Raw genomic sequence first — 18413 nt, 5'->3', positions numbered from 1 at the left:
CGCCCCACGACACGCTTCGCGCGCCGCGGGTCCCTGCAGCCGAGCCGTTCCATTCCGTTACTGATCGCCGAGAGGCCCGGCGCCAAGTCCCTGAGACCCGGCGCACGAGGAACCGCGGCGAGAGAGGCACCACTCACGTCATGACGATGACCGATCCGATCGCAGACATGCTGACGCGTCTGCGCAACGCCAACCAGGCGTACCACGACTCCGCGGTCATGCCGTCGTCGAAGCTGAAGACGCACATCGCCGAGATCCTCCAGCAGGAGGGCTACATCGCCGGCTGGCGCGTCGACGACGTCGACAAGGACGGCAACCCCTTCAAGCAGCTGGTCATCGACCTGAAGTACGGCCCCAACCGCGAGCGCAGCATCGCGGGGGTCCGCCGGGTCTCCAAGCCCGGTCTGCGGGTGTACGCGAAGTCCACCGCACTGCCCAAGGTGCTCGGCGGTCTCGGCGTGGCGATCATCTCGACCTCGACCGGGCTGCTGACCGACAAGCAGGCGAACAAGAAGGGCGTGGGTGGGGAAGTCCTCGCCTACGTCTGGTAAGAGGAGCGAGCGAAGATGTCACGGATCGGACGACTCCCGATCGCCGTGCCCGGTGGTGTGGACGTCGCCATCGACGGTCAGACGGTCAGCGTGAAGGGACCCAAGGGCGCTCTCAGCCACACGGTCGCCGCGCCGATCACCGTCGAGCGCGACGAGGACGGCACGCTGCGGGTCCAGCGCCCCAACGACGAGCGGCAGAACCGCGCCCTGCACGGGCTCTCGCGGACTCTGATCGCCAACATGATCACCGGCGTCACCGAGGGCTACACCAAGACCCTCGAGATCGTCGGTGTCGGTTACCGCGTCCAGGCTCGCGGCTCGGACCTCGAGTTCGCCCTGGGCTTCAGCCACCCCGTGCCGGTGAAGGCCCCCGAGGGCATCACCTTCGCTGTCGAGTCCCCGACCCGCCTCCGGGTCAGCGGCATCGACAAGCAGCTGGTCGGTGAGGTGGCGGCCAAGATCCGCAAGATCCGCAAGCCCGACCCGTACAAGGGCAAGGGTGTGCGGTACCAGGGCGAGGTCGTCAAGCGCAAGGTCGGGAAGACGGGTAAGTGATGGCTCAGGCAACTGCTCCCACGAACGGGAAGAGCGCCGGCGGCCGCAAGCCCGTCGGCACCGACATCAGCACGGCGCGCCGCGTCTCGCGGCTTCGTCGGCACAACCGGCTGCGCAAGCGGGTCTCCGGCACGCCGGAGCGTCCGCGCCTGGTGGTCAAGCGCAGCGCGCGCCACATCCACGTGCAGATCGTCGACGACACCGTCGGTCGCACGGTGGTGAGCGCCTCCACCATGGACGCCAGCCTGCGCGGCGCCGAGGGCGACAAGTCCGCCCTGGCCCGTCAGGTCGGTGGCCTGGTGGCCGAGCGCGCGAAGGCCGCCGGCATCACGGCGGTCGTCTTCGACCGCGGGGGCAACCGCTACGCGGGGCGCATCGCCGCCCTGGCCGACGGTGCCCGCGAGGGTGGGCTGGACTTCTGATGACCACCCACCCCACCAGCACGAGCGAGCAGATCGAGAGGGACGTCTGATGCCAGGACCACAGCGACGCGGCGGCGGTGCCGGCGGCGGCAACGACCGCCGGGACCGCCGTGACGGCGGGCGGGGCCCCGGGGGCGCGCCCGCCGAGAAGAGCAACTACATCGAGCGCGTGGTGGCCATCAACCGCGTGTCCAAGGTCGTCAAGGGTGGTCGGCGCTTCAGCTTCACCGCCCTGGTGATCGTGGGCGACGGTGACGGCACCGTGGGCGTCGGCTACGGCAAGGCCAAGGAGGTGCCCGCGGCGATCGCCAAGGGCGTCGAGGAGGCCAAGAAGCACTTCTACAAGGTGCCGCGCATCGCCAGCACCATCCCGCACCCCGTGCAGGGTGAGGCGGCGGCGGGCGTCGTGCTCCTGAAGCCGGCCAGCCCCGGTACCGGTGTCATCGCCGGTGGCCCGGTGCGTGCCGTGCTCGAGTGCGCCGGGATCCACGACGTGCTCTCCAAGAGCCTCGGTTCGTCGAACCCGATCAACATCGTGCACGCCACCATGCAGGCGCTGAAGGACCTCGTCCGCCCCGAGGAGATCGCGGCCCGCCGCGGTCTGCCCCTCGAGGACGTGGCCCCGGCCGCCATGCTGCGCGCGCGTGCGGGCCAGGGGGTGTGACGTGGCGCAGCTCAAGGTGACCCAGATCAAGTCGGCCATCGGCACCAAGCCGAACCAGCGCCAGACGCTGCGTTCGCTCGGGCTGAAGCGGATCAACGACTCGGTCGTCCAGGAGGACCGTCCCGAGATCCGCGGGATGGTCGCGACGGTGCCGCACCTGGTCACCGTCGAAGAAGTCTGAGGAAAGACTCGCTATGACACTGAAGGTCCACCACCTGCGGCCGGCCCCGGGCGCCCACACCAAGAAGACCCGCGTGGGTCGCGGTGAGGGCTCCAAGGGCAAGACGGCCGGACGCGGTACCAAGGGCACCGGCGCGCGGGGCACCGTCGCCGCGCGGTTCGAGGGTGGGCAGACCCCGCTGAACATGCGGCTGCCCAAGCTCTCGGGCTTCAAGAACAACAACAAGGTCGTGTTCCAGGTCGTCAACCTCGACCGGATCGCGGCGCTGTTCCCGCAGGGCGGCCCGGTCAACCCGGACACCCTGGCCGAGGCCGGCGCGGTGCGCCGTGGCCAGCCGGTCAAGGTGCTCGGTACCGGTGAGCTCGGCGGGGTCAAGGTCGACGTCCACGCGAACGCCTTCTCCGCCTCGGCGGCCGAGAAGATCGCCGCGGCCGGAGGCAGCACCACCCGCATCTGAACACGGATCCCCCCGGAGGGCCGAACCGGTCGAGAGACCGCGACGCGGCCCTCCGGGGGGATCGACACGGGCCCGTCCCGCTCCGCGGGACGGGCCCGTTGCTAACCTCACTCGACCGAACCAGGGGAGGGCACGTGCTGCAGGCGTTCGCCGCGGCGTTCCGGACGCCAGACCTCCGGCGCAAGCTGCTGTTCTCCCTGGCGATCATCGCCATCTACCGGCTGGGGGCCGCGGTCCCCGGCCCCGGTGTGTCGGTCGAGGCGATCAACAGCTGCCTGGAGCAGGCGCAGGCCTCGGACCAGCGGGACCTCTACTCGCTGGTGAATCTCTTCTCCGGAGGCGCGCTGCTGCGGCTCTCGGTGTTCGCGCTCGGGATCATGCCCTACATCACGGCGAGCATCATCGTGCAGCTGCTGGTGGTGGTGATCCCGCGCTTCGAGCAGCTGAAGAAGGAAGGGCAGTCGGGTCAGGCCAAGCTGACCCAGTACACCCGGTACCTCACCATCGCGCTCGCCGTCCTGCAGAGCACCGGCATCATCGCCCTCGCCCGCAGCGGGCAGCTGTTCCCGAACTGCAGCGAGCAGATCATCCCCTCGCAGTCGGTCTGGACGACGATCATCCTGGTGATCACGCTGACCGCCGGGACGGCCCTGATCATGTGGCTCGGCGAGCTCCTCACCGAGAAGGGGATCGGCAACGGCATGTCCGTGCTGATCTTCACCTCGATCGCGGCCCGGATCCCGGCCGAGGGCGGTGCCATCCTGCAGACCCGCGGCGGCGTGGTCTTCGCCGTCGTGTGCGCCTTCGCGGTCGTCATCATCGGCACGGTGGTCTACGTCGAGCAGGCCCAGCGGCGCATCCCGGTGCAGTACGCCAAGCGGATGGTCGGGCGCCGCATGTACGGCGGCACGTCCACCTACCTCCCGCTGAAGGTGAACCAGGCCGGCGTCATCCCGGTCATCTTCGCCTCGTCGCTGCTGTACCTCCCGCAGCTGCTCACCCAGCTGCAGGGCAGCGAGACGGGCGCGGTCCGGCGCTTCTTCGAGACCTACGTCATCGACCAGAGCAGCCCGGTGCACGTCGCGATCTACTTCGCGATGATCATCTTCTTCACGTACTTCTACGTGTCGATCACGTTCAACCCGGAGGAACGGGCCGACGACATGAAGCGCTACGGCGGCTTCATCCCGGGCATCCGCCCGGGTCGCCCGACCGCCGAGTACCTGCAGTACGTCCTGTCCCGGATCACGCTTCCGGGCTCGATCTACCTGGGCCTGGTCGCCGTCCTGCCGAACCTCTTCCTGTCGATCACGCAGGAGGGCCAGAACCAGAACTTCCCGTTCGGTGGGACCGCGGTCCTGATCATGGTCGGAGTGGGGTTGGAGACGGTGAAGCAGATCGAGACGCAACTCAACCAGCGCAACTACGAAGGGTTCCTGAAGTAGTGCGCGTCGTCCTCCTGGGGCCGCCCGGAGCGGGCAAGGGCACCCAGGCGCAGATCATCGCCGGCAAGCTCGGCGTCCCCGCGATCTCGACGGGTGACATCTTCCGGGCGAACGTGAGCGGGCAGACCGAGCTCGGCCGCAAGGCCAAGGTCTACATGGACGCCGGCGACCTCGTCCCCGACGAGATCACGGTCGCCATGGTCAAGGACCGGCTGGCCGAGGACGACGCCGCGGCGGGCTTCCTGCTCGACGGCTTCCCCCGCACGATCGCCCAGGCCGAGCAGCTCCGGGAGTCGCTGGCCGAGCTCGGTCAGAAGCTCGACCGCGTGCTGGAACTGGTCGTGGACGAGGAGGAGCTGGTCCGCCGGCTCTCGGGACGCCGGATGCTCGTCGACGGCGAGATGGTGCAGCGGGACGACGACAAGCCGGAGACCGTGCGGCACCGCCTGAAGGTCTACCGGGAACAGACCGCGCCACTGTCGGGCTTCTACGAGGGAGAGGGCCTGCTCGCGCGGATCGACGCGATCGGCTCCGTCGAGGAGGTCACGGCCCGGGCGCTGCGTGCGCTCGGTGCCGACGGCGAGTCCGGTCACCCGGCTGCCGTCTGACCGGACGGCGGGGCGCGGTGAAGGAGCGACGCGGCAGATGACGGCAGGCATCCTCGGCCGCCTTCCGTTGCTCGCGAAGTGGAGTGGACGCATGATCCAGATCAAGACGGCGCACGAGATCGAGCTGATGCGTGGCGCCGGCCTCGTCGTCGCGGGGGCCATCGCCGCGGTCCGCGCCGCGATCAGGCCCGGTGTGACCACCGGGGAGCTGGACGCGATCGCCGAGGATCACATCCGGAGCGCGGGCGCCGTCCCGTCCTTCCTCGGGTACCACGGCTTCACCGGCAGCATCTGCGCGTCGATCAACGACGAGATCGTGCACGGCATCCCGAGCACGAGCCGGGCCCTGGCCGAGGGCGACAACATCTCCATCGACTGCGGGGCCATCCTCCACGGGTGGCACGGCGATTCCGCCGTGACGCTGACCGTGGGAGAGCCCTCGGCGGAGGACGCCGCGCTGATGGCCGTGACCGAGCGCTCGATGTGGGCCGGTCTGGCGCGCGCGGTGGCCGGGGGCCGGCTCACCGACATCAGCTCGGCCGTCGAGCAGGAGATACGCCGGGAGCAGCACCCGTACGGGATCGTCGACAACTACGGCGGCCACGGCATCGGGACCGAGATGCACCAGGACCCGCACGTGCTCAACTACGGGCGTCCGGGTCGAGGCCCCAAGCTCGTCCCCGGCCTTGCGCTCGCGATCGAGCCGATGGTCACGGTGGGGGACCCCGCGACGGTCGAGCTCGAGGACGGCTGGACCGTCGTCACCAAGGACGGGTCGCGCGCCGCGCACTTCGAGCACACGGTGGCCATCACCCCCGAGGGCCCGTGGGTCCTGACCGCCGAGGACGGCGGGGCCGCCGGCCTCGCCCCGTTCGGCATCACGCCGCGCTCCTGAAGGGGCGTGATGCCCCCACGGTTCGCACGCTCACGGCAGGCCCCTGCGACGGGGCCGCTCCAGCCCGTCGCCGGGGGTGCGGGTCGTCACTGCGGGGGCGGGTTGGTGACTCGTGGGGCACGGGGGTACGATCTTCTGTGGCGCTAGCGCCGCTCCGTCGTCGTGCTGTGGCCGCATGACCCGGGGCGCCCTCTGCGAGAGCGTCAGCACCACCCGATCTGCAATCTCCGAGCGCGTCCAGCCGGGTACCGGCGCGGGCGCACGAGGATCCCGTACCACCGAGTCAAGGAGTGCGTGTAGGGCATGGCGAAGAAGGACGGGGCCATCGAGGTCGAGGGTCGCGTCGTCGAGCCGCTGCCCAACGCGATGTTCCGGGTCGAGCTGCAGAACGGGCACCGGGTGCTCGCCCACATCAGCGGCAAGATGCGGCAGCACTACATCCGCATCCTGCCCGAGGACCGCGTGGTCGTGGAGCTCTCGCCCTACGACCTGACGCGCGGTCGCATCGTCTACCGCTACAAGTGACCGTCGCGGACCCGCACGTGGTGCGGGGTCCCGGCACATCGATTTCGAGGAATGAGGGGCGGCACCGGTGAAGGTCCAGCCGTCGGTGAAGAAGATCTGCGACAAGTGCAAGGTGATCCGCCGGCACGGCCGGGTCATGGTCATCTGCGACAACGCCCGGCACAAGCAGCGCCAGGGCTGAGGGAGTACCTGAACATGGCACGACTGGCTGGCGTCGACCTGCCCCGCGAGAAGCGGATGGAGATCGCGCTCACCTACATCTATGGCATCGGCAAGCACCACGCCAAGGAGACCCTGGCCGCGACGGGCGTCAGCCCGGACCTGCGCGCCAAGGACCTCAGTGACGAGGACCTGCTGAAGCTGCGCGACTACATCGACGAGCACTTCCGCGTCGAGGGTGACCTGCGCCGCGAGGTGGCCGCCGACATCCGTCGCAAGGTGGAGATCGGTTGCTACCAGGGCCTGCGGCACCGCCGCGGTCTCCCGGTGCACGGTCAGCGCACCAAGACCAACGCGCGCTCGAGCAAGGGCCCGCGCAAGACCATCGCCGGCAAGAAGAAGGCCGGCAAGAAGTAGACGCTCGGGGGGCTCCGCCCCCCGAGTGCCCCCCGGCTCGGCTTGCGGCCCGTACGCAGCCTCACCGGATCCAGGCCACGAAAGACAAAGGATTCGACAGACATATGCCTCCCAGGGCTCGCGCCGCGGCCGGTGCCAAGAAGGTCCGCCGCAAGGAGAAGAAGAACGTCGCTCACGGTGCTGCGCACATCAAGAGCACGTTCAACAACACGATCGTCTCGATCACCGACCCGACCGGGAACGTGATCAGCTGGGCGTCGGCCGGCCACGTGGGCTTCAAGGGCTCGCGCAAGTCGACGCCGTTCGCCGCGCAGATGGCCGCCGAGAACGCTGCCCGCAAGGCGCAGGAGCACGGCATGCGCAAGGTCGACGTCTTCGTGAAGGGTCCCGGCTCCGGCCGCGAGACCGCGATCCGATCGCTGCAGGCCACGGGCCTCGAGGTCGGTCAGATCCAGGACGTGACGCCGCAGCCGCACAACGGCTGCCGCCCCAAGAAGCGCCGCCGGGTCTGACCGCGGTCCACTGACGAGACGAACGAGGAGTACCTGACGTGGCCCGTTACACCGGAGCCGACTGCCGCCTGTGCCGGCGCGAGAAGATGAAGCTGTTCCTCAAGGGCAGCAAGTGCGAGTCCCCGAAGTGCCCGATCGAGATCCGGCCGTACCCGCCGGGCGAGCACGGGCGGGGTCGCAGCAAGGACAGCGAGTACCTGCTGCAGCTGCGCGAGAAGCAGAAGGCCCGCCGCATCTACGGCGTGCTGGAGAAGCAGTTCCGCGGCTACTACGAAGAGGCCAACCGCAAGACGGGCAAGACCGGTGAGGTCCTGCTGCAGATCCTCGAGTCGCGGCTGGACAACGTGGTCTACCGGGCCGGCTTCGCCGAGTCCCGCGACATGGCCCGCCAGCTGGTGCGCCACGGCCACATCCGGGTGAACGGCCGCAAGGTCGACATCCCGTCCTACCGCGTCAGCGAGAACGACATCGTCGAGGTGGCCGAGAAGTCGCGCACGATGATGCCGTTCGAGGTGGCCCAGGCCCGCGCCGGCGAGCGCCCTGTGCCGCCGTGGCTGGAGGTCATCAGCACCCAGCTGCGCGTGCTTGTCCACGGCATCCCGGCCCGCCAGGTGATCGACACCCCGGTCCAGGAGCAGCTCATCGTGGAGCTCTACTCGAAGTAACAGCTCGTCCCCAGGTGCCGGGATCACCGATCACGGCACCTGGGGCCGGCTCCCGCGGGTGGACAGATGCCTGCGCGGAGCCAGCACCACCCTCACGGCGTCATATGGCGGGTGCCGGAGGATCTGGAGGAGAAACGCAATGCTCATCGCACAGCGCCCCACGCTGACCGAGGAGACCATCTCGGAGCAGCGCTCGCGGTTCGTCATCGAGCCGCTCGAGCCGGGCTTCGGCTACACCCTCGGCAACTCCCTGCGGCGCACGCTGCTGTCGTCCATCCCCGGTGCCGCTGTCACCAGCATCCGCATCGAGGGCACCCTGCACGAGTTCACCACCGTGCCGGGCGTCAAGGAGGACGTCACCGAGATCATCCTGAACCTCAAGAGCCTGGTGGTCAGCTCCGACTCCGACGAGCCGGTGACCATGTACCTGCGCAAGCAGGGCCCGGGTGAGGTCACGGCCGCGGACATCGCGCCGCCGGCCGGGGTCGAGGTGCACAACCCCGAGCTGCACATCGCGACCCTCAACGGCAAGGGCCGCCTGGAGATCGAGCTGGTCGTCGAGCGCGGCCGCGGCTACGTGCCGGCCCCGCAGAACAAGCAGCCCGGCCAGGAGATCGGCCGCATCCCCGTCGACTCGATCTACTCGCCGGTCCTCAAGGTGACGTACGCCGTCGAGGCCACCCGTGTCGAGCAGCGCACCGACTTCGACCGCCTGGTGGTCGATGTCGAGACCAAGCCCTCCATCGCCCCGCGCGACGCCATCGCGTCGGCCGGGTCGACGCTGGTGGAGCTCTTCGGCCTGCTGCGCGAGCTGAACATCGACGCCGAGGGCATCGAGGTCGGGCCCAGCCCGGCCGAGGCCGCCGACATCGCGAACTTCTCGATGCCGATCGAGGACATGGACCTCACCGTCCGGTCCTACAACTGCCTGAAGCGCGAGGGCGTGCACACCGTCGGTGAGCTCGTCACCCGTTCCGAGGCCGACCTGCTGGACATCCGGAACTTCGGGGCCAAGTCGATCGACGAGGTCAAGATGAAGCTGGCCGCCATGGGTCTGGCCCTCAAGGACAGCCCGCCCGGGTTCATCCCCACCTCGATCGAGAGCTACGACGAGGGCTACGAGACCGACGCCTACCAGGGCACGGGCGAGTACGCCGCGGGTTACGACCAGGCGCAGTTCGACGACGGCTCCTACCAGGAGACCGAGCAGCTCTAGAAGGAACCCGTCCTCCCCACCCTTCGCACGCTCAGGGCGGGACCCGGGACGGGACCGGGCCGGGCGGCGGGGCGACCCGCCGTCCGGCACCGGTGCCCGACGCGCGACACTGAACGAGCACCACAGACGCTTTGCACCACGGATGCAGCCGGCAGCGAGCGCCCGGCCGCCTGAGGAAGGACCGACATGCCCACCCCCACCAAGGGCCCCCGTCTCGGCGGCTCCCCCGCGCACGAGCGGCTGATGCTGGCCAACCTGGCCACCTCGCTGTTCGAGCACGGGCGGATCACCACCACCGAGGCGAAGGCCAAGCGGCTGCGTCCGCTGGCCGAGAAGCTGGTGACCTTCGCCAAGCGCGGTGACCTGCACGCCCGTCGTCAGGTGATGACGACCATCCGTGACAAGGACGTCGTCCACACGCTCTTCGCCGAGATCGGTCCTCGCTACGAGAACCGCCCCGGTGGCTACACCCGCATCACCAAGGTCGGTCCGCGCAAGGGCGACAACGCCCCCATGGCGGTCATCGAGCTCGTCGAGGCCCTGACCGTCGGTCAGCAGGCCGTCGGCGAGGCAGAGCGGGCCCGCGGCACCCAGTTCGCCTCCGGCGCCGGCGCGGCCGCCGTCTCCGGTGAGGTCACCGCGGACGCGGTCGAGCCGACCGACGCGGTCGAGCCGACCGACGCGGTGGACAGCGCCGACTCGGTGGACAGCGTCGACTCGGCCGACAGCGCGGACACCCCGGAGGAGACCGTCGCCGAGGCGCCGGCCGCCGAGGACGAGGGCACGGACGCGCGATGAGCAACCCCGAGAACGTCGCCGGTGCGGGCGCGGCCGGCGTCTCCGCCGGTGGCGGCGACCAGGGCGCCACGTTCGAGGGTGAGACCACCGGTCCCGGCGGCGACACCTCGCCTGCCGTAACCGACGGCAGCGTCACCGACGAGGCGCAGGAGGTCGTCACCGACCTCTACAACCCCGACGGCGAGCGCCAGGACGACGGCGCCGTGACGCCGGAGCCGCAGCGGGAGAACGCCGTGGTCGTCGACGACCCGGTCCTCTCGCCCGAGGTGGCCCGCGCCGCCGCGGCCGAGGTCGAGGCCGCCGAGCTCGGCGACGCCGCCACCGCCGGCCAGCAGTACCAGGGCGGCGACTCCGCGCCCGACCCGAAGTGACCGGCCGCTGACCACGCAGCAGCCGCAGGACGAGCCCGTCACCGATTCCGGTGGCGGGCTCGTCCGTCTCCGCCTGGCGGTGCAGTACGACGGGACCGGCTTCCACGGGTGGGCGCGTCAGCCGGCGGTGCGGACCGTCCAGGACGAGCTCGAGCGCGGGCTGGCCACGGTGCTGCGCCGGGACGTGGACCTGACGGTCGCCGGCCGCACGGACGCCGGCGTGCACGCCACCGGTCAGGTCGTGCACTGCGACGTGCCGCGGGAGCTGTGGACCGAGCAGTCGGCGAAGCTGGTCCGGCGGCTCCGCGGCGTGCTGCCACCGGACGTCGTCGTCCGTTCGGTCACCGAGGCGCACCCGGACTTCGACGCGCGGTTCGGCGCGCTGGCCCGTCACTACGCGTACCGGTTGACCGACGACCCGGCCGGCCCGCCGCCGCTGCGCCGCGCCGACACGGTGGCCTGGCCCCGACGGCTGGACGACGCGGCGATGGACCTCGCCGCGGGGTTGCTGCTCGGTGAGAACGACTTCGCCGCCTACTGCAGGCGGCGCGAGGGGGCGACGACCATCCGCACCCTGCTGCGGCTGACCGTCTCCCGGGTGGCGGAGGGCTCCGGCGTCGAGGTCGTCCGCATCGACGCCTCGGCCGACGCGTTCTGCCACTCGATGGTGCGCAGCCTCGTCGGCGCCCTCGTCGCGGTCGGTGAGGGCCGGCGCCCGCTCGACTGGCCGGCCGGCCTGCTGCGTCTGTCCGAACGCGCCAGCGAGGTCCCGGTAGCGCCCGCCCACGGCCTGACGCTGCTCGCTGTCGACTACCCGGCCGACAGCGAGCTCGCCGCCCGCACCGGTGTGACCCGGGCCCGGCGGGGCGGCTGACGCCCGGTCCGGGGTGGGCAGCGGGTCAGGGCACCGCGGCGACCGCGTCCTCGATCGGCGTCCCACCGGCGACGAGCTCGACGACCGCGCCGTCGCGGGGGTGGTCCAGGAACTCCAGCAGCACGGCGGCGACGTCGTCGCGCGGGATGTCGCCCCGCTGGACGTGCCGTTCGAGGGTGACCCGGCCCGAGCCGGGGTCGTCGGTGAGCCCGCCCGGCCGCAGCACCGTGACCGCCAGCCCGGGCCGCGCCAGCAGGTCCTGCTCGGCGGCGAGCTTGGCCCGCAGGTAGGCGGCGAACACCTCGTCGAGCCCGTCCGGCGTGCCGCTGCCGGCCACCAGGTCGGTGCCCATCGAGGAGACCAGCAGGTAGGTGCGCACGCCCGCGCGCTCGGCGGCGTCGGCCAGCAGCACCGCGGCCCCCCGGTCCACGCTGTCCTTGCGGGCCGCCCCGCTGCCCGGGCCGGCGCCCGCGGCGAAGACGACGGCGTCGGCGCCCCGGACCACCTCGGCCACCTCCTCGACCGAGGCCGATTCGAGGTCGAGCACCACCGGCGTCGTGCCGTCGGCCTCCAGGTCGGCCCGGTGGCCGGGGTTGCGGACGAGGCCGACGACGGTGTCCCCGCGGCCGGACAGCAGACGGCCGAGGCGGCGGGCGACCTGCCCGTGGGCCCCGGCGAGGACGATGCGCATGCCGGTGGCCCTACCCGGCAGGCCCGCCGGCTACCGCCCGGGCCCGCGCGAGCTCCTCGGGGGTGTCGCAGTCCAGCCACGGCGCGGGCCGGCCGGGGGCGACCGGCGGGTGGAAGCGGTCGACGGCCAGCCCGGCCACCACCCGGTGCAGGGCCCGGGGTGCGGCCGGGTCCGCGACGGCCGCGCGCAGGGCGGCGGTGTCCCAGGCGCCCAGGAGGAACTGGTCGCGGCCGGTGTCGTCGACCACCAGCACCCCGTCGCGCCGCAGTCGTGCGCGCAACTGGGCGACCAGATCGGTAGTGAGGAACGGGAGGTCCGCGGCCAGGACGACGACGGCCGCCGTCCCCACCTGCTCCAGCCCGGCGCGCAGGGCGGCGACCGGCCCGGCGCCCGGCGGCGACTCGCGGGTGAGGACGACGTCGTGGGGGAGGTCCTGCGCCGGTCCGACGACGACGCGGCGTCGTGCGTCGGCCACCGCGTCCAGGACGGTGCCGAGCATCGTCCGGTCGCCCACGCGCAGCTGGGGCTTGACCTGCCCACCCAGTCGCTCGGCCCGGCCACCGGCCAGCACCACGGCCGAGTAGGGGGTCAGCGGGTCCACGCCGACACCGTAGGCGCGCGGCATGGGTACCGTCGCCCGCGTGGGACGAGTCACCAGCCGCACCCCCGTGCTGCGCATCCGCGGATCGCAGCACACCACCAGGCCGGACACGGTCGCCGCGGAGGAGCCGCTGGAGATCCGTCTGGGCGGCACCGCCCTGGCGATCACCATGCGCACGCCCGGCGACGACTTCGACCTGGTGCACGGGTTCCTCGCGACCGAGGGCGTGATCCGCGGCGCCGACGACGTCGCCGGCCTGCGCTACTGCGACTCCGTGGACGCCGACGGCCGCAACACCTACAACGTCGTCGACGTCGACCTCGCGCCCGGCGTGCCGCTGCCGGACACGGGCCTGGAGCGGAACTTCTACACGTCGAGCTCCTGCGGCGTCTGCGGCAAGGCCAGCATCGACGCCATCCGCACCAAGACCTCCTTCGACGTCGCCGCGGACGCCGTCGAGCTCCCCCTGGAGGTGCTGCTGGCGCTGCCCGACCGGCTCCGCGCCGCGCAGCAGGTGTTCGACAAGACCGGTGGGCTGCACGCCGCAGGCCTCTTCACCGCGGACGGGGAGCTGCTGGCCCTGCGCGAGGACGTCGGCCGGCACAACGCGGTGGACAAGGTGATCGGCGACGGCGTCCGCGAGGGCCGGCTCCCCCTGGCCGGGCAGGTGCTGATGGTGAGCGGCCGGGCCAGCTTCGAGCTCACCCAGAAGGCGGCGATGGCGGGGATCCCGGTGCTCGCGGCCGTGTCGGCGCCGTCGTCCCTGGCCGTGGAGCTGGCCCGCGAGGTCGGCATCACCCTGGTGGGCTTCCTCCGCGGTGACGGCTGCAACGTCTACACCCGCACGGAGCGCATCCAGCTGGCACCGGAGAACTGACGCGGCACCTGGCGGAGCCGCCTGCCAGGGCGGCGCCGCCGGACGGGGCCGGAGGCTCCTCCGGTGGTGTCCGGACTCGCTCAGCGCAGACCGGGGACGGCCGTTGGCCGCGGTGTCGTCCGGAGGACGGCATCAGACATGGTCCCCGCCGCGGAGCTGGCTCACCACGTGCGGCAGCAGCGGGCCGAGGACGGCGAGTCCGTCCTGCACGCCGCCGGTGGACCCGGGCAGGTTGACGATCAGCGTGCGGGCGGCCGTGCCCGCCAGGCCGCGGGAGAGGACCGCCGTCGGCACGCCGTGCTCCGCCCCGTACCGCCGCACCGCCTCGGCGATCCCCGGTGCCTCGCGCTCGAGCACCGCACGGGTCGCCTCAGGGGTGACGTCGGTGGGGGAGAGGCCGGTGCCGCCCGTGGTCACCACCAGGTCCACCCCGAGGTCCACCGCGTTGCGGAGCACGGCCTCCAGCTCCGCGGCGTCGTCGGGGCGCACGTGGGGCCCCTCGACGGCGAAGCCGAGCTCCCGCAGCCCCGCGGCGAGCGCCTGGCCGCTGCGGTCCTCGTAGACGCCGGCGGCGGCCCGGTTCGAGGCGGTGAGGACGACGGCCCGCGCGCCGGCCGGCAGTGCGGCGGTCACCGGGTCCACTCCCCGCTCTTGCCGCCGGACTTGCGCAGCAGCCGGACGTCGGTGATCGCCGCCCGCGGGTCGACCGCCTTCACCATGTCGATCATCGTCAGCCCGGCCACGGCGACCGCGGTGAGCGCCTCCATCTCCACCCCGGTGCGGTCGGCGGTGCGCGCGGTGGCGGTGATCTCGACGGCGTCGTCGGTGACCTGGAGGTCGACCGTGACCCCGTGCAGCGCGATCGGGTGGCACAGCGGCACGAGATCCGGCGTCCGCTTGGCCCCGGCGATGCCGGCGATGCGCGCCACGGCCACGGCGTCGCCCTTGGGCACCCCCTCGCCCCGCAGCAGGGCGACGACCTCGGGAGCCACCAGCACCCGGCCGGCGGCGGTGGCCTCGCGGGCGGTGACGGCCTTGGCGGAGACGTCGACCATCCGGGCGGCGCCGGACTCGTCGACGTGGGTGAGACGCGGCTCGCTCACTGGAGTGCTCCCTCGATCAGCACGACGTCCACGGAGGCGCCGGCGGGCAGTTCGGTGACGTCCTCGGGGACGACGACCAGGCAGTTGGCCCGAGCGAGGTGGGCGACCAGGTGCGAGCCGGGCCCGCCGACCTGGGAGACCTCACCGCCGTCGTAGCGGCCCCGCAGGAACTGGCGGCGCCCCGCGGGCGAGCGCAGCGGGCCGGAGAGCCGGGCGGGCGCCCGCAGGCGGTCGGGTGCGGTGTGGCCGAGGGCGCGGCGCAGCGCCGGGCGGACGAAGACCTCGAAGGAGACGAAGGCGCTCACCGGGTTGCCGGGCAGGGTGACCACGGGGACGCCGTCGACCGTGCCGGCGCCCTGGGGGCCGCCCGGCTGCATCGCGACCTTGCCGAACTCGACCGTGCCGAGCGTGCGGAAGGCGTCCTTGACCACCTCGTAGGCGCCGGCGCTCACCCCGCCGCTGGTGATCAGCAGGTCTGCGGAGGCCACCTCGGCGCGCACGGTGGCGAGGAACTGGTCGACGTCGTCGGGCACGAAGTGCAGCCGCCGCGGGATGCCGCCGGCCTCCTCGACGGCGGCGGCCAGCAGCGCCGAGTTGGACTCGTAGATCTGGCCGCGCGCCAGTGGCTGCCCCGGCGCGACCAGCTCGCTGCCGGTGGAGAGGACCAGCACCCGCGGACGGCGCCGGACGAGCAGCTCCGAGACGCCGACCGCCGCGGCCAGACCGAGCTGGGCGGCGCCGAGCGGGGCGCCGGCGGAGAGCGCCACCGTGCCGGCGGCGATGTCCTCGCCGGCTCCCCGCAGATGGCTGCCGACCGCCGGGCGGTCCCGGATCTCGACGACGTCGGTGCCGCCGTCGGTGAGCTCCACCGGGACGACGACGTCGGCTCCCGGGGGGAGCGGGGCCCCGGTCATGATGCGGTGGACGGTGCCCGGCGCCAGCGGGACGACGTCGGTGCGGCCGGCGGGGATGTCCTCGGCCACCGGCAGCCGCACCGGGCCGCCGTCGGCGCCGGCGAGCTCGGCCCAGCGACCGGCGTAGCCGTCCATCGCCGAGTTGTCGAAGCCCGGCAACGGCACCTCGGCGACGACGTCGCGCGCCAGCACCCGTCCGTGCGCCTCGGCCAGCGGCACGGTCTCCCCGGGCAGGGCGGGCAGCAGGGCGTTCACGACCGCCTGGTGTTCCTCGACCGTGCGCACGGGGCACATCCTCGCCCATCGCCGCGTGCCCGACACCGGCGGTGGCCGGGGAGGTGCAGGCATGGCAGCGGTCGTGGTGCTGGGGCAGGTCGGCCGGGACCTGGTGCTCCGGCTCCCGGCGGTGCCCGGTCCCGGGGGCGCGGCCTCCGCCACCGGCCGCCGGGAGCTGCTCGGCGGGAAGGGCGCCAACCAGGCGGTCGCGCTCGCGCAGCTGGGCGTCCCGGTCGCACTGGTCGGCGTCGTCGGGGACGACGCCGCGGGGCGGGACGCGCTGGCGCAGGCCGCCGCCGACGGCATCGGCGTCTCGGGCGTCGTCACCCGGCCGGGCGCGACGACCGCCCTCCTGCTCGACCTGGTCGAGGACGGCGGCCGACGACGGCTGGTGGAGGACGTGCCGCCCGCGGTGCTGCTCACCCCCGCCGACGTGGCCGCCGCGGGCGCGCTGATCGCGGGCTGCCGGGTGCTGAGCCTCCAGCTCCAGCAGCCGGGCGTGGCCGTGCGCGCGGCCCTGGAACGGGCCCCCGCGACGGCGCTCGTGGTGGCCGACGGCGCCCCGGAGGACGCGGCCACCCGGGAAGCGGTGCTCGGGCGCGCGGACGTCGTCCGGGCCGACGCCGCCGAGGCCGAGCTCCTGGTGGGGCACCCGCTGTCCGGACCCGACGACGCCCGCGACGCCGCCGCACGGCTCCTGGCGGCCGGGCCCCGGCTGGTGGCCCTGGCCTCCGGCGAGGAGGGCGACCTGGTGGCGTGGCGCGCCGGCCCGGCTCCCGGGGTGGCGGCGGGCGTGGGGGAGGTCGACCCGGGGTGGGCCGACGGCGAGGTGCTGGTGCCGCACCTCGGCGCGGCGCCGGTCGACCCGACCGGGGCCGGGGACGTGTGGGTCGCGGCGCTCGTCACCGCGCTGCTCGGCGGGGGCGGGCCCGAGGAGGCGGCGTGGCTCGGCGCAGCCGCGGCGGCGGGAACGGTGGCGCACGCCGGGGGACGGCCGGAGCTGGACGCGGCGGCGCTGGCCGCGGTGGTCGCCCGGGAGCGCGGCCGGCGGCCGGTCCGGTTATCGTCCGGTCGTGGCTGAGATCGACCGGATGCTCGAGGCGAACGCGGAGTGGGCGGAGCGGTTCCCCGGCAGCAAGCCGGTGGCCCCGGCGCGCAAGGTCGCCGTCGTGGCCTGCATGGACTCCCGGATGCCGCTGTTCCCGCTCCTGGGCCTGGAGGTCGGTGACGCGCACGTCATCCGCAACGCCGGTGGCGTCGTCACCGAGGACACCGTGCGGTCGCTGACGATCTCGCAGCACCTGCTCGGCACCCGCGAGATCGTGCTGGTCCACCACACCGACTGCGGGCTGCAGAAGAGCAACGACGTCGACTTCGCCGACCTGGTGGAGCGGGCCACCGGTCGCCGGCCGCCGTGGTCGGCGCGCACCTTCACCGACGTCGACGCCGACGTGCGGGAGTCGATGCGGCTGCTCCGCGACTGCCCCTACCTCGTCTCCCACGAGGTGCGGGGGACGGTCTACGACGTCGACAGCGGGCGCCTGCGCGAAATCAAGGACCCTGCTGCCCCCCACCGCTCGTAAACTCGCGGCGGGCCCCTGCAGCAGGGCCGAGGTCGTCGCTCGCCAGGGGCGATGAGGGTCGAGTTCTCCAGCTGGTATCGTGCTCGGTTGGCGCGCGTGCCGGCTGGTGCCGCGCGTGCAGATCCGTCTCCCGTGCTCGGCGAGGCGATCCCACCAGCCATCCCGACGACGACGGAGGACGCGCGCCGTGCGCACGTACACCCCCAAGCCCGGCGAGGTCGCCCGGGCCTGGCACGTCATCGACGCCACCGATGTGGTGCTCGGTCGACTGGCCAGCCAGACCGCGCAGCTCCTGCGCGGCAAGCACAAGCCCCAGTACGCCCCGCACGTGGACGTCGGCGACTTCGTCGTCATCGTCAACGCCGGCAAGGTCGCCCTGACCGGGTCGAAGCGGGACGACAAGGTGGCCTACCGGCACTCCGGTCACCCGGGTGGCCTCAAGACCATCAACGTGGGCGACCAGCTGCGCACGCACCCCGACCGCGTCATCGAGCGCGCCATCAAGGGCATGCTCCCGCACAACACGCTCGGTCGGCAGATGCTGAAGAAGCTCAAGGTCTACGCAGGCCCCGAGCACCCGCACGCTGCGCAGCAGCCCCAGACCTACGAGATCAAGCAGGTGGCCCAGTGACCAGCGCACTGACCGTGACCGACGCCGACGGGCGTCCGGTGCAGACCGTCGGCCGACGCAAGGAGGCCGTCGTCCGCGTGCGGCTGCTCCCCGGCACCGGCCAGTTCAAGCTCAACGGCCGCACCCTCGAGGAGTACTTCCCGAACAAGGTGCACCAGCAGCTCATCCGCGAGCCGTTCGTGACCCTCGAGAAGGCCGAGCAGTACGACGTCGTCGGCATCCTCAAGGGTGGCGGCGTCACCGGGCAGGCCGGCGCGCTGCGCCTGGCCATCGCCCGCGCCCTCATCGAGGTCGAGGCCGAGGACCGCCCGGCTCTCAAGAAGGCCGGCTTCCTGACCCGTGACCCGCGGGTCAAGGAGCGCAAGAAGTACGGCCTCAAGAAGGCCCGCAAGGCGCCTCAGTACTCCAAGCGCTGACCGGCC

28 protein-coding genes are annotated in these 18413 nt (G+C 72.6%); 23 read left to right on the top strand and 5 right to left on the bottom strand.

From position 1 onward, the window contains the following. The first annotated feature begins 140 nt into the window (after positions 1–140). The 18 genes from rpsH (at position 141) to truA (ending at position 11315) form a co-directional block, all read left to right on the top strand. Positions 141–551 carry a 30S ribosomal protein S8 gene (rpsH, locus tag ACI792_RS10685; RefSeq protein ID WP_456602571.1) on the top strand — a complete coding sequence of 137 codons (411 nt, stop codon included), beginning with the start codon at positions 141–143 and terminating at the stop codon, positions 549–551. Between the two features lie 15 nt (positions 552–566). Then, entirely contained in the window at positions 567–1106 is a 540-nt protein-coding gene (gene rplF, locus ACI792_RS10680) for a 50S ribosomal protein L6 (RefSeq protein WP_456579663.1), read from the top strand. After that, entirely contained in the window at positions 1106–1528 is a 423-nt protein-coding gene (rplR, locus tag ACI792_RS10675) for a 50S ribosomal protein L18 (RefSeq protein ID WP_456579662.1), read from the top strand. Before rplF ends, rplR begins: the two co-directional genes overlap by 1 nt. A gap of 49 nt (positions 1529–1577) precedes the next feature. Further along, positions 1578–2192: a 30S ribosomal protein S5 gene (gene rpsE, locus ACI792_RS10670; protein WP_026857030.1), complete on the top strand. Its 615-nt coding sequence runs from the start codon at positions 1578–1580 to the stop codon at positions 2190–2192. A gap of 1 nt (position 2193) precedes the next feature. Further along, complete coding sequence (gene rpmD, locus ACI792_RS10665) at positions 2194–2373, top strand: 50S ribosomal protein L30 (RefSeq protein WP_113811322.1); 180 nt, start codon at positions 2194–2196, stop codon at positions 2371–2373. A gap of 13 nt (positions 2374–2386) precedes the next feature. Then, a complete protein-coding gene (rplO, locus tag ACI792_RS10660) occupies positions 2387–2830 on the top strand; it encodes a 50S ribosomal protein L15 (protein WP_456579661.1) in 444 nt (147 codons plus the stop codon). A gap of 134 nt (positions 2831–2964) precedes the next feature. Continuing rightward, entirely contained in the window at positions 2965–4275 is a 1311-nt protein-coding gene (secY, locus tag ACI792_RS10655; protein ID WP_456579660.1) for a preprotein translocase subunit SecY, read from the top strand. Continuing rightward, the gene (locus ACI792_RS10650) at positions 4275–4883 is read left to right on the top strand and encodes an adenylate kinase (protein WP_456579659.1); all 609 of its coding nucleotides are present in this window, start codon (positions 4275–4277) and stop codon (positions 4881–4883) included. The genes secY and ACI792_RS10650 overlap by 1 nt, the downstream gene beginning before the upstream one ends. A gap of 91 nt (positions 4884–4974) precedes the next feature. Beyond that, positions 4975–5778, top strand: coding sequence for a type I methionyl aminopeptidase (map, locus tag ACI792_RS10645; RefSeq protein WP_456579658.1), 804 nt, complete (start codon positions 4975–4977; stop codon positions 5776–5778). A 303-nt stretch (positions 5779–6081) separates the two neighbouring features. Then, positions 6082–6303 carry a translation initiation factor IF-1 gene (infA, locus tag ACI792_RS10640; RefSeq protein ID WP_012950459.1) on the top strand — a complete coding sequence of 74 codons (222 nt, stop codon included), beginning with the start codon at positions 6082–6084 and terminating at the stop codon, positions 6301–6303. Positions 6304–6370: 67 nt separating this feature from the next. Continuing rightward, entirely contained in the window at positions 6371–6484 is a 114-nt protein-coding gene (gene rpmJ, locus ACI792_RS10635) for a 50S ribosomal protein L36 (RefSeq protein WP_012950458.1), read from the top strand. Between the two features lie 14 nt (positions 6485–6498). Next, positions 6499–6879: a 30S ribosomal protein S13 gene (gene rpsM, locus ACI792_RS10630; RefSeq protein WP_104527727.1), complete on the top strand. Its 381-nt coding sequence runs from the start codon at positions 6499–6501 to the stop codon at positions 6877–6879. 104 nt (positions 6880–6983) lie between these two features. Next, positions 6984–7391 (top strand): 30S ribosomal protein S11, encoded by a 408-nt coding sequence (rpsK, locus tag ACI792_RS10625; protein WP_012950456.1) that lies wholly within the window; start codon positions 6984–6986, stop codon positions 7389–7391. Positions 7392–7429: 38 nt separating this feature from the next. Further along, a complete protein-coding gene (gene rpsD, locus ACI792_RS10620; RefSeq protein WP_456579657.1) occupies positions 7430–8056 on the top strand; it encodes a 30S ribosomal protein S4 in 627 nt (208 codons plus the stop codon). A gap of 139 nt (positions 8057–8195) precedes the next feature. After that, the gene (locus tag ACI792_RS10615; RefSeq protein ID WP_456579656.1) at positions 8196–9272 is read left to right on the top strand and encodes a DNA-directed RNA polymerase subunit alpha; all 1077 of its coding nucleotides are present in this window, start codon (positions 8196–8198) and stop codon (positions 9270–9272) included. A 186-nt stretch (positions 9273–9458) separates the two neighbouring features. Further along, complete coding sequence (gene rplQ / locus ACI792_RS10610) at positions 9459–10070, top strand: 50S ribosomal protein L17 (RefSeq protein WP_456602570.1); 612 nt, start codon at positions 9459–9461, stop codon at positions 10068–10070. Next, entirely contained in the window at positions 10067–10441 is a 375-nt protein-coding gene (locus ACI792_RS10605) for a hypothetical protein (RefSeq protein ID WP_456602569.1), read from the top strand. Before rplQ ends, ACI792_RS10605 begins: the two co-directional genes overlap by 4 nt. A 79-nt stretch (positions 10442–10520) precedes the next feature. After that, positions 10521–11315 (top strand): tRNA pseudouridine(38-40) synthase TruA, encoded by a 795-nt coding sequence (gene truA, locus ACI792_RS10600; protein ID WP_456602568.1) that lies wholly within the window; start codon positions 10521–10523, stop codon positions 11313–11315. Positions 11316–11340: 25 nt separating this feature from the next. On the opposite strand, the gene ACI792_RS10595 is transcribed toward truA, so the two are convergent. Next, on the bottom strand, positions 11341–12006 hold the full coding sequence (locus ACI792_RS10595) for an NAD(P)H-binding protein (protein ID WP_456602567.1): 666 nt from the start codon (positions 12004–12006) through the stop codon (positions 11341–11343). Positions 12007–12016: 10 nt separating this feature from the next. Further along, on the bottom strand, positions 12017–12607 hold the full coding sequence (gene mobA, locus ACI792_RS10590) for a molybdenum cofactor guanylyltransferase (RefSeq protein WP_456602566.1): 591 nt from the start codon (positions 12605–12607) through the stop codon (positions 12017–12019). Between the two features lie 40 nt (positions 12608–12647). Here mobA and fdhD point away from each other — a divergent pair, with 40 nt between their 5' ends. After that, entirely contained in the window at positions 12648–13484 is an 837-nt protein-coding gene (gene fdhD / locus ACI792_RS10585; protein ID WP_456602565.1) for a formate dehydrogenase accessory sulfurtransferase FdhD, read from the top strand. Between the two features lie 132 nt (positions 13485–13616). Here fdhD and ACI792_RS10580 read toward each other — a convergent pair whose 3' ends face one another. Genes ACI792_RS10580 through moeA form a run of 3 tightly spaced genes read right to left on the bottom strand, consistent with a single transcriptional unit; the run spans position 13617 to position 15795 of the window. Next, the gene (locus ACI792_RS10580; RefSeq protein WP_456602564.1) at positions 13617–14117 is read right to left on the bottom strand and encodes a MogA/MoaB family molybdenum cofactor biosynthesis protein; all 501 of its coding nucleotides are present in this window, start codon (positions 14115–14117) and stop codon (positions 13617–13619) included. Continuing rightward, positions 14114–14587, bottom strand: a complete 474-nt coding sequence (gene moaC, locus ACI792_RS10575; protein WP_456602563.1) for a cyclic pyranopterin monophosphate synthase MoaC — start codon at positions 14585–14587, stop codon at positions 14114–14116. Before moaC ends, ACI792_RS10580 begins: the two co-directional genes overlap by 4 nt. Beyond that, positions 14584–15795: a molybdopterin molybdotransferase MoeA gene (gene moeA, locus ACI792_RS10570; RefSeq protein ID WP_456602562.1), complete on the bottom strand. Its 1212-nt coding sequence runs from the start codon at positions 15793–15795 to the stop codon at positions 14584–14586. Before moeA ends, moaC begins: the two co-directional genes overlap by 4 nt. A gap of 52 nt (positions 15796–15847) precedes the next feature. Between moeA and ACI792_RS10565 the strand changes: the two genes are divergently transcribed. The 4 genes from ACI792_RS10565 to rpsI all read left to right on the top strand — a co-directional run bounded on the left by ACI792_RS10565 (position 15848) and on the right by rpsI (position 18407). Further along, positions 15848–16858, top strand: coding sequence for a PfkB family carbohydrate kinase (locus ACI792_RS10565; protein WP_456602561.1), 1011 nt, complete (start codon positions 15848–15850; stop codon positions 16856–16858). Next, positions 16851–17360: a beta-class carbonic anhydrase gene (locus ACI792_RS10560; RefSeq protein WP_456602560.1), complete on the top strand. Its 510-nt coding sequence runs from the start codon at positions 16851–16853 to the stop codon at positions 17358–17360. Before ACI792_RS10565 ends, ACI792_RS10560 begins: the two co-directional genes overlap by 8 nt. Before the next feature lie 187 nt (positions 17361–17547). After that, a complete protein-coding gene (gene rplM / locus ACI792_RS10555; RefSeq protein WP_014377954.1) occupies positions 17548–17991 on the top strand; it encodes a 50S ribosomal protein L13 in 444 nt (147 codons plus the stop codon). Then, on the top strand, positions 17988–18407 hold the full coding sequence (gene rpsI, locus ACI792_RS10550) for a 30S ribosomal protein S9 (protein ID WP_456602559.1): 420 nt from the start codon (positions 17988–17990) through the stop codon (positions 18405–18407). Before rplM ends, rpsI begins: the two co-directional genes overlap by 4 nt. Positions 18408–18413 lie beyond the last annotated feature (6 nt).

The organism is Blastococcus sp. SYSU DS0669 (assembly GCF_054050895.1).
Note: the sequence above shows the minus strand (reverse complement) of the source record. Positions and strands in the feature narration are given on the sequence as shown.

Bases quoted from the DNA above. Each gene is read 5' to 3' on its own strand.
- rpsH (WP_456602571.1), top strand. From the start codon at position 141: ATGACGATGACCGATCCGATCGCAGACATGCTGACGCGTCTGCGCAAC.
- rplF (WP_456579663.1), top strand. From the start codon at position 567: ATGTCACGGATCGGACGACTCCCGATCGCCGTGCCCGGTGGTGTGGAC.
- rplR (WP_456579662.1), top strand. From the start codon at position 1,106: ATGGCTCAGGCAACTGCTCCCACGAACGGGAAGAGCGCCGGCGGCCGC.
- rpsE (WP_026857030.1), top strand. From the start codon at position 1,578: ATGCCAGGACCACAGCGACGCGGCGGCGGTGCCGGCGGCGGCAACGAC.
- rplO (WP_456579661.1), top strand. From the start codon at position 2,387: ATGACACTGAAGGTCCACCACCTGCGGCCGGCCCCGGGCGCCCACACC.
- map (WP_456579658.1), top strand. From the start codon at position 4,975: ATGATCCAGATCAAGACGGCGCACGAGATCGAGCTGATGCGTGGCGCC.
- infA (WP_012950459.1), top strand. From the start codon at position 6,082: ATGGCGAAGAAGGACGGGGCCATCGAGGTCGAGGGTCGCGTCGTCGAG.
- rpsM (WP_104527727.1), top strand. From the start codon at position 6,499: ATGGCACGACTGGCTGGCGTCGACCTGCCCCGCGAGAAGCGGATGGAG.
- rpsK (WP_012950456.1), top strand. From the start codon at position 6,984: ATGCCTCCCAGGGCTCGCGCCGCGGCCGGTGCCAAGAAGGTCCGCCGC.
- ACI792_RS10615 (WP_456579656.1), top strand. From the start codon at position 8,196: ATGCTCATCGCACAGCGCCCCACGCTGACCGAGGAGACCATCTCGGAG.
- rplQ (WP_456602570.1), top strand. From the start codon at position 9,459: ATGCCCACCCCCACCAAGGGCCCCCGTCTCGGCGGCTCCCCCGCGCAC.
- ACI792_RS10605 (WP_456602569.1), top strand. From the start codon at position 10,067: ATGAGCAACCCCGAGAACGTCGCCGGTGCGGGCGCGGCCGGCGTCTCC.
- ACI792_RS10595 (WP_456602567.1), bottom strand. From the start codon at position 12,006: ATGCGCATCGTCCTCGCCGGGGCCCACGGGCAGGTCGCCCGCCGCCTC.
- moeA (WP_456602562.1), bottom strand. From the start codon at position 15,795: ATGTGCCCCGTGCGCACGGTCGAGGAACACCAGGCGGTCGTGAACGCC.
- ACI792_RS10565 (WP_456602561.1), top strand. From the start codon at position 15,848: ATGGCAGCGGTCGTGGTGCTGGGGCAGGTCGGCCGGGACCTGGTGCTC.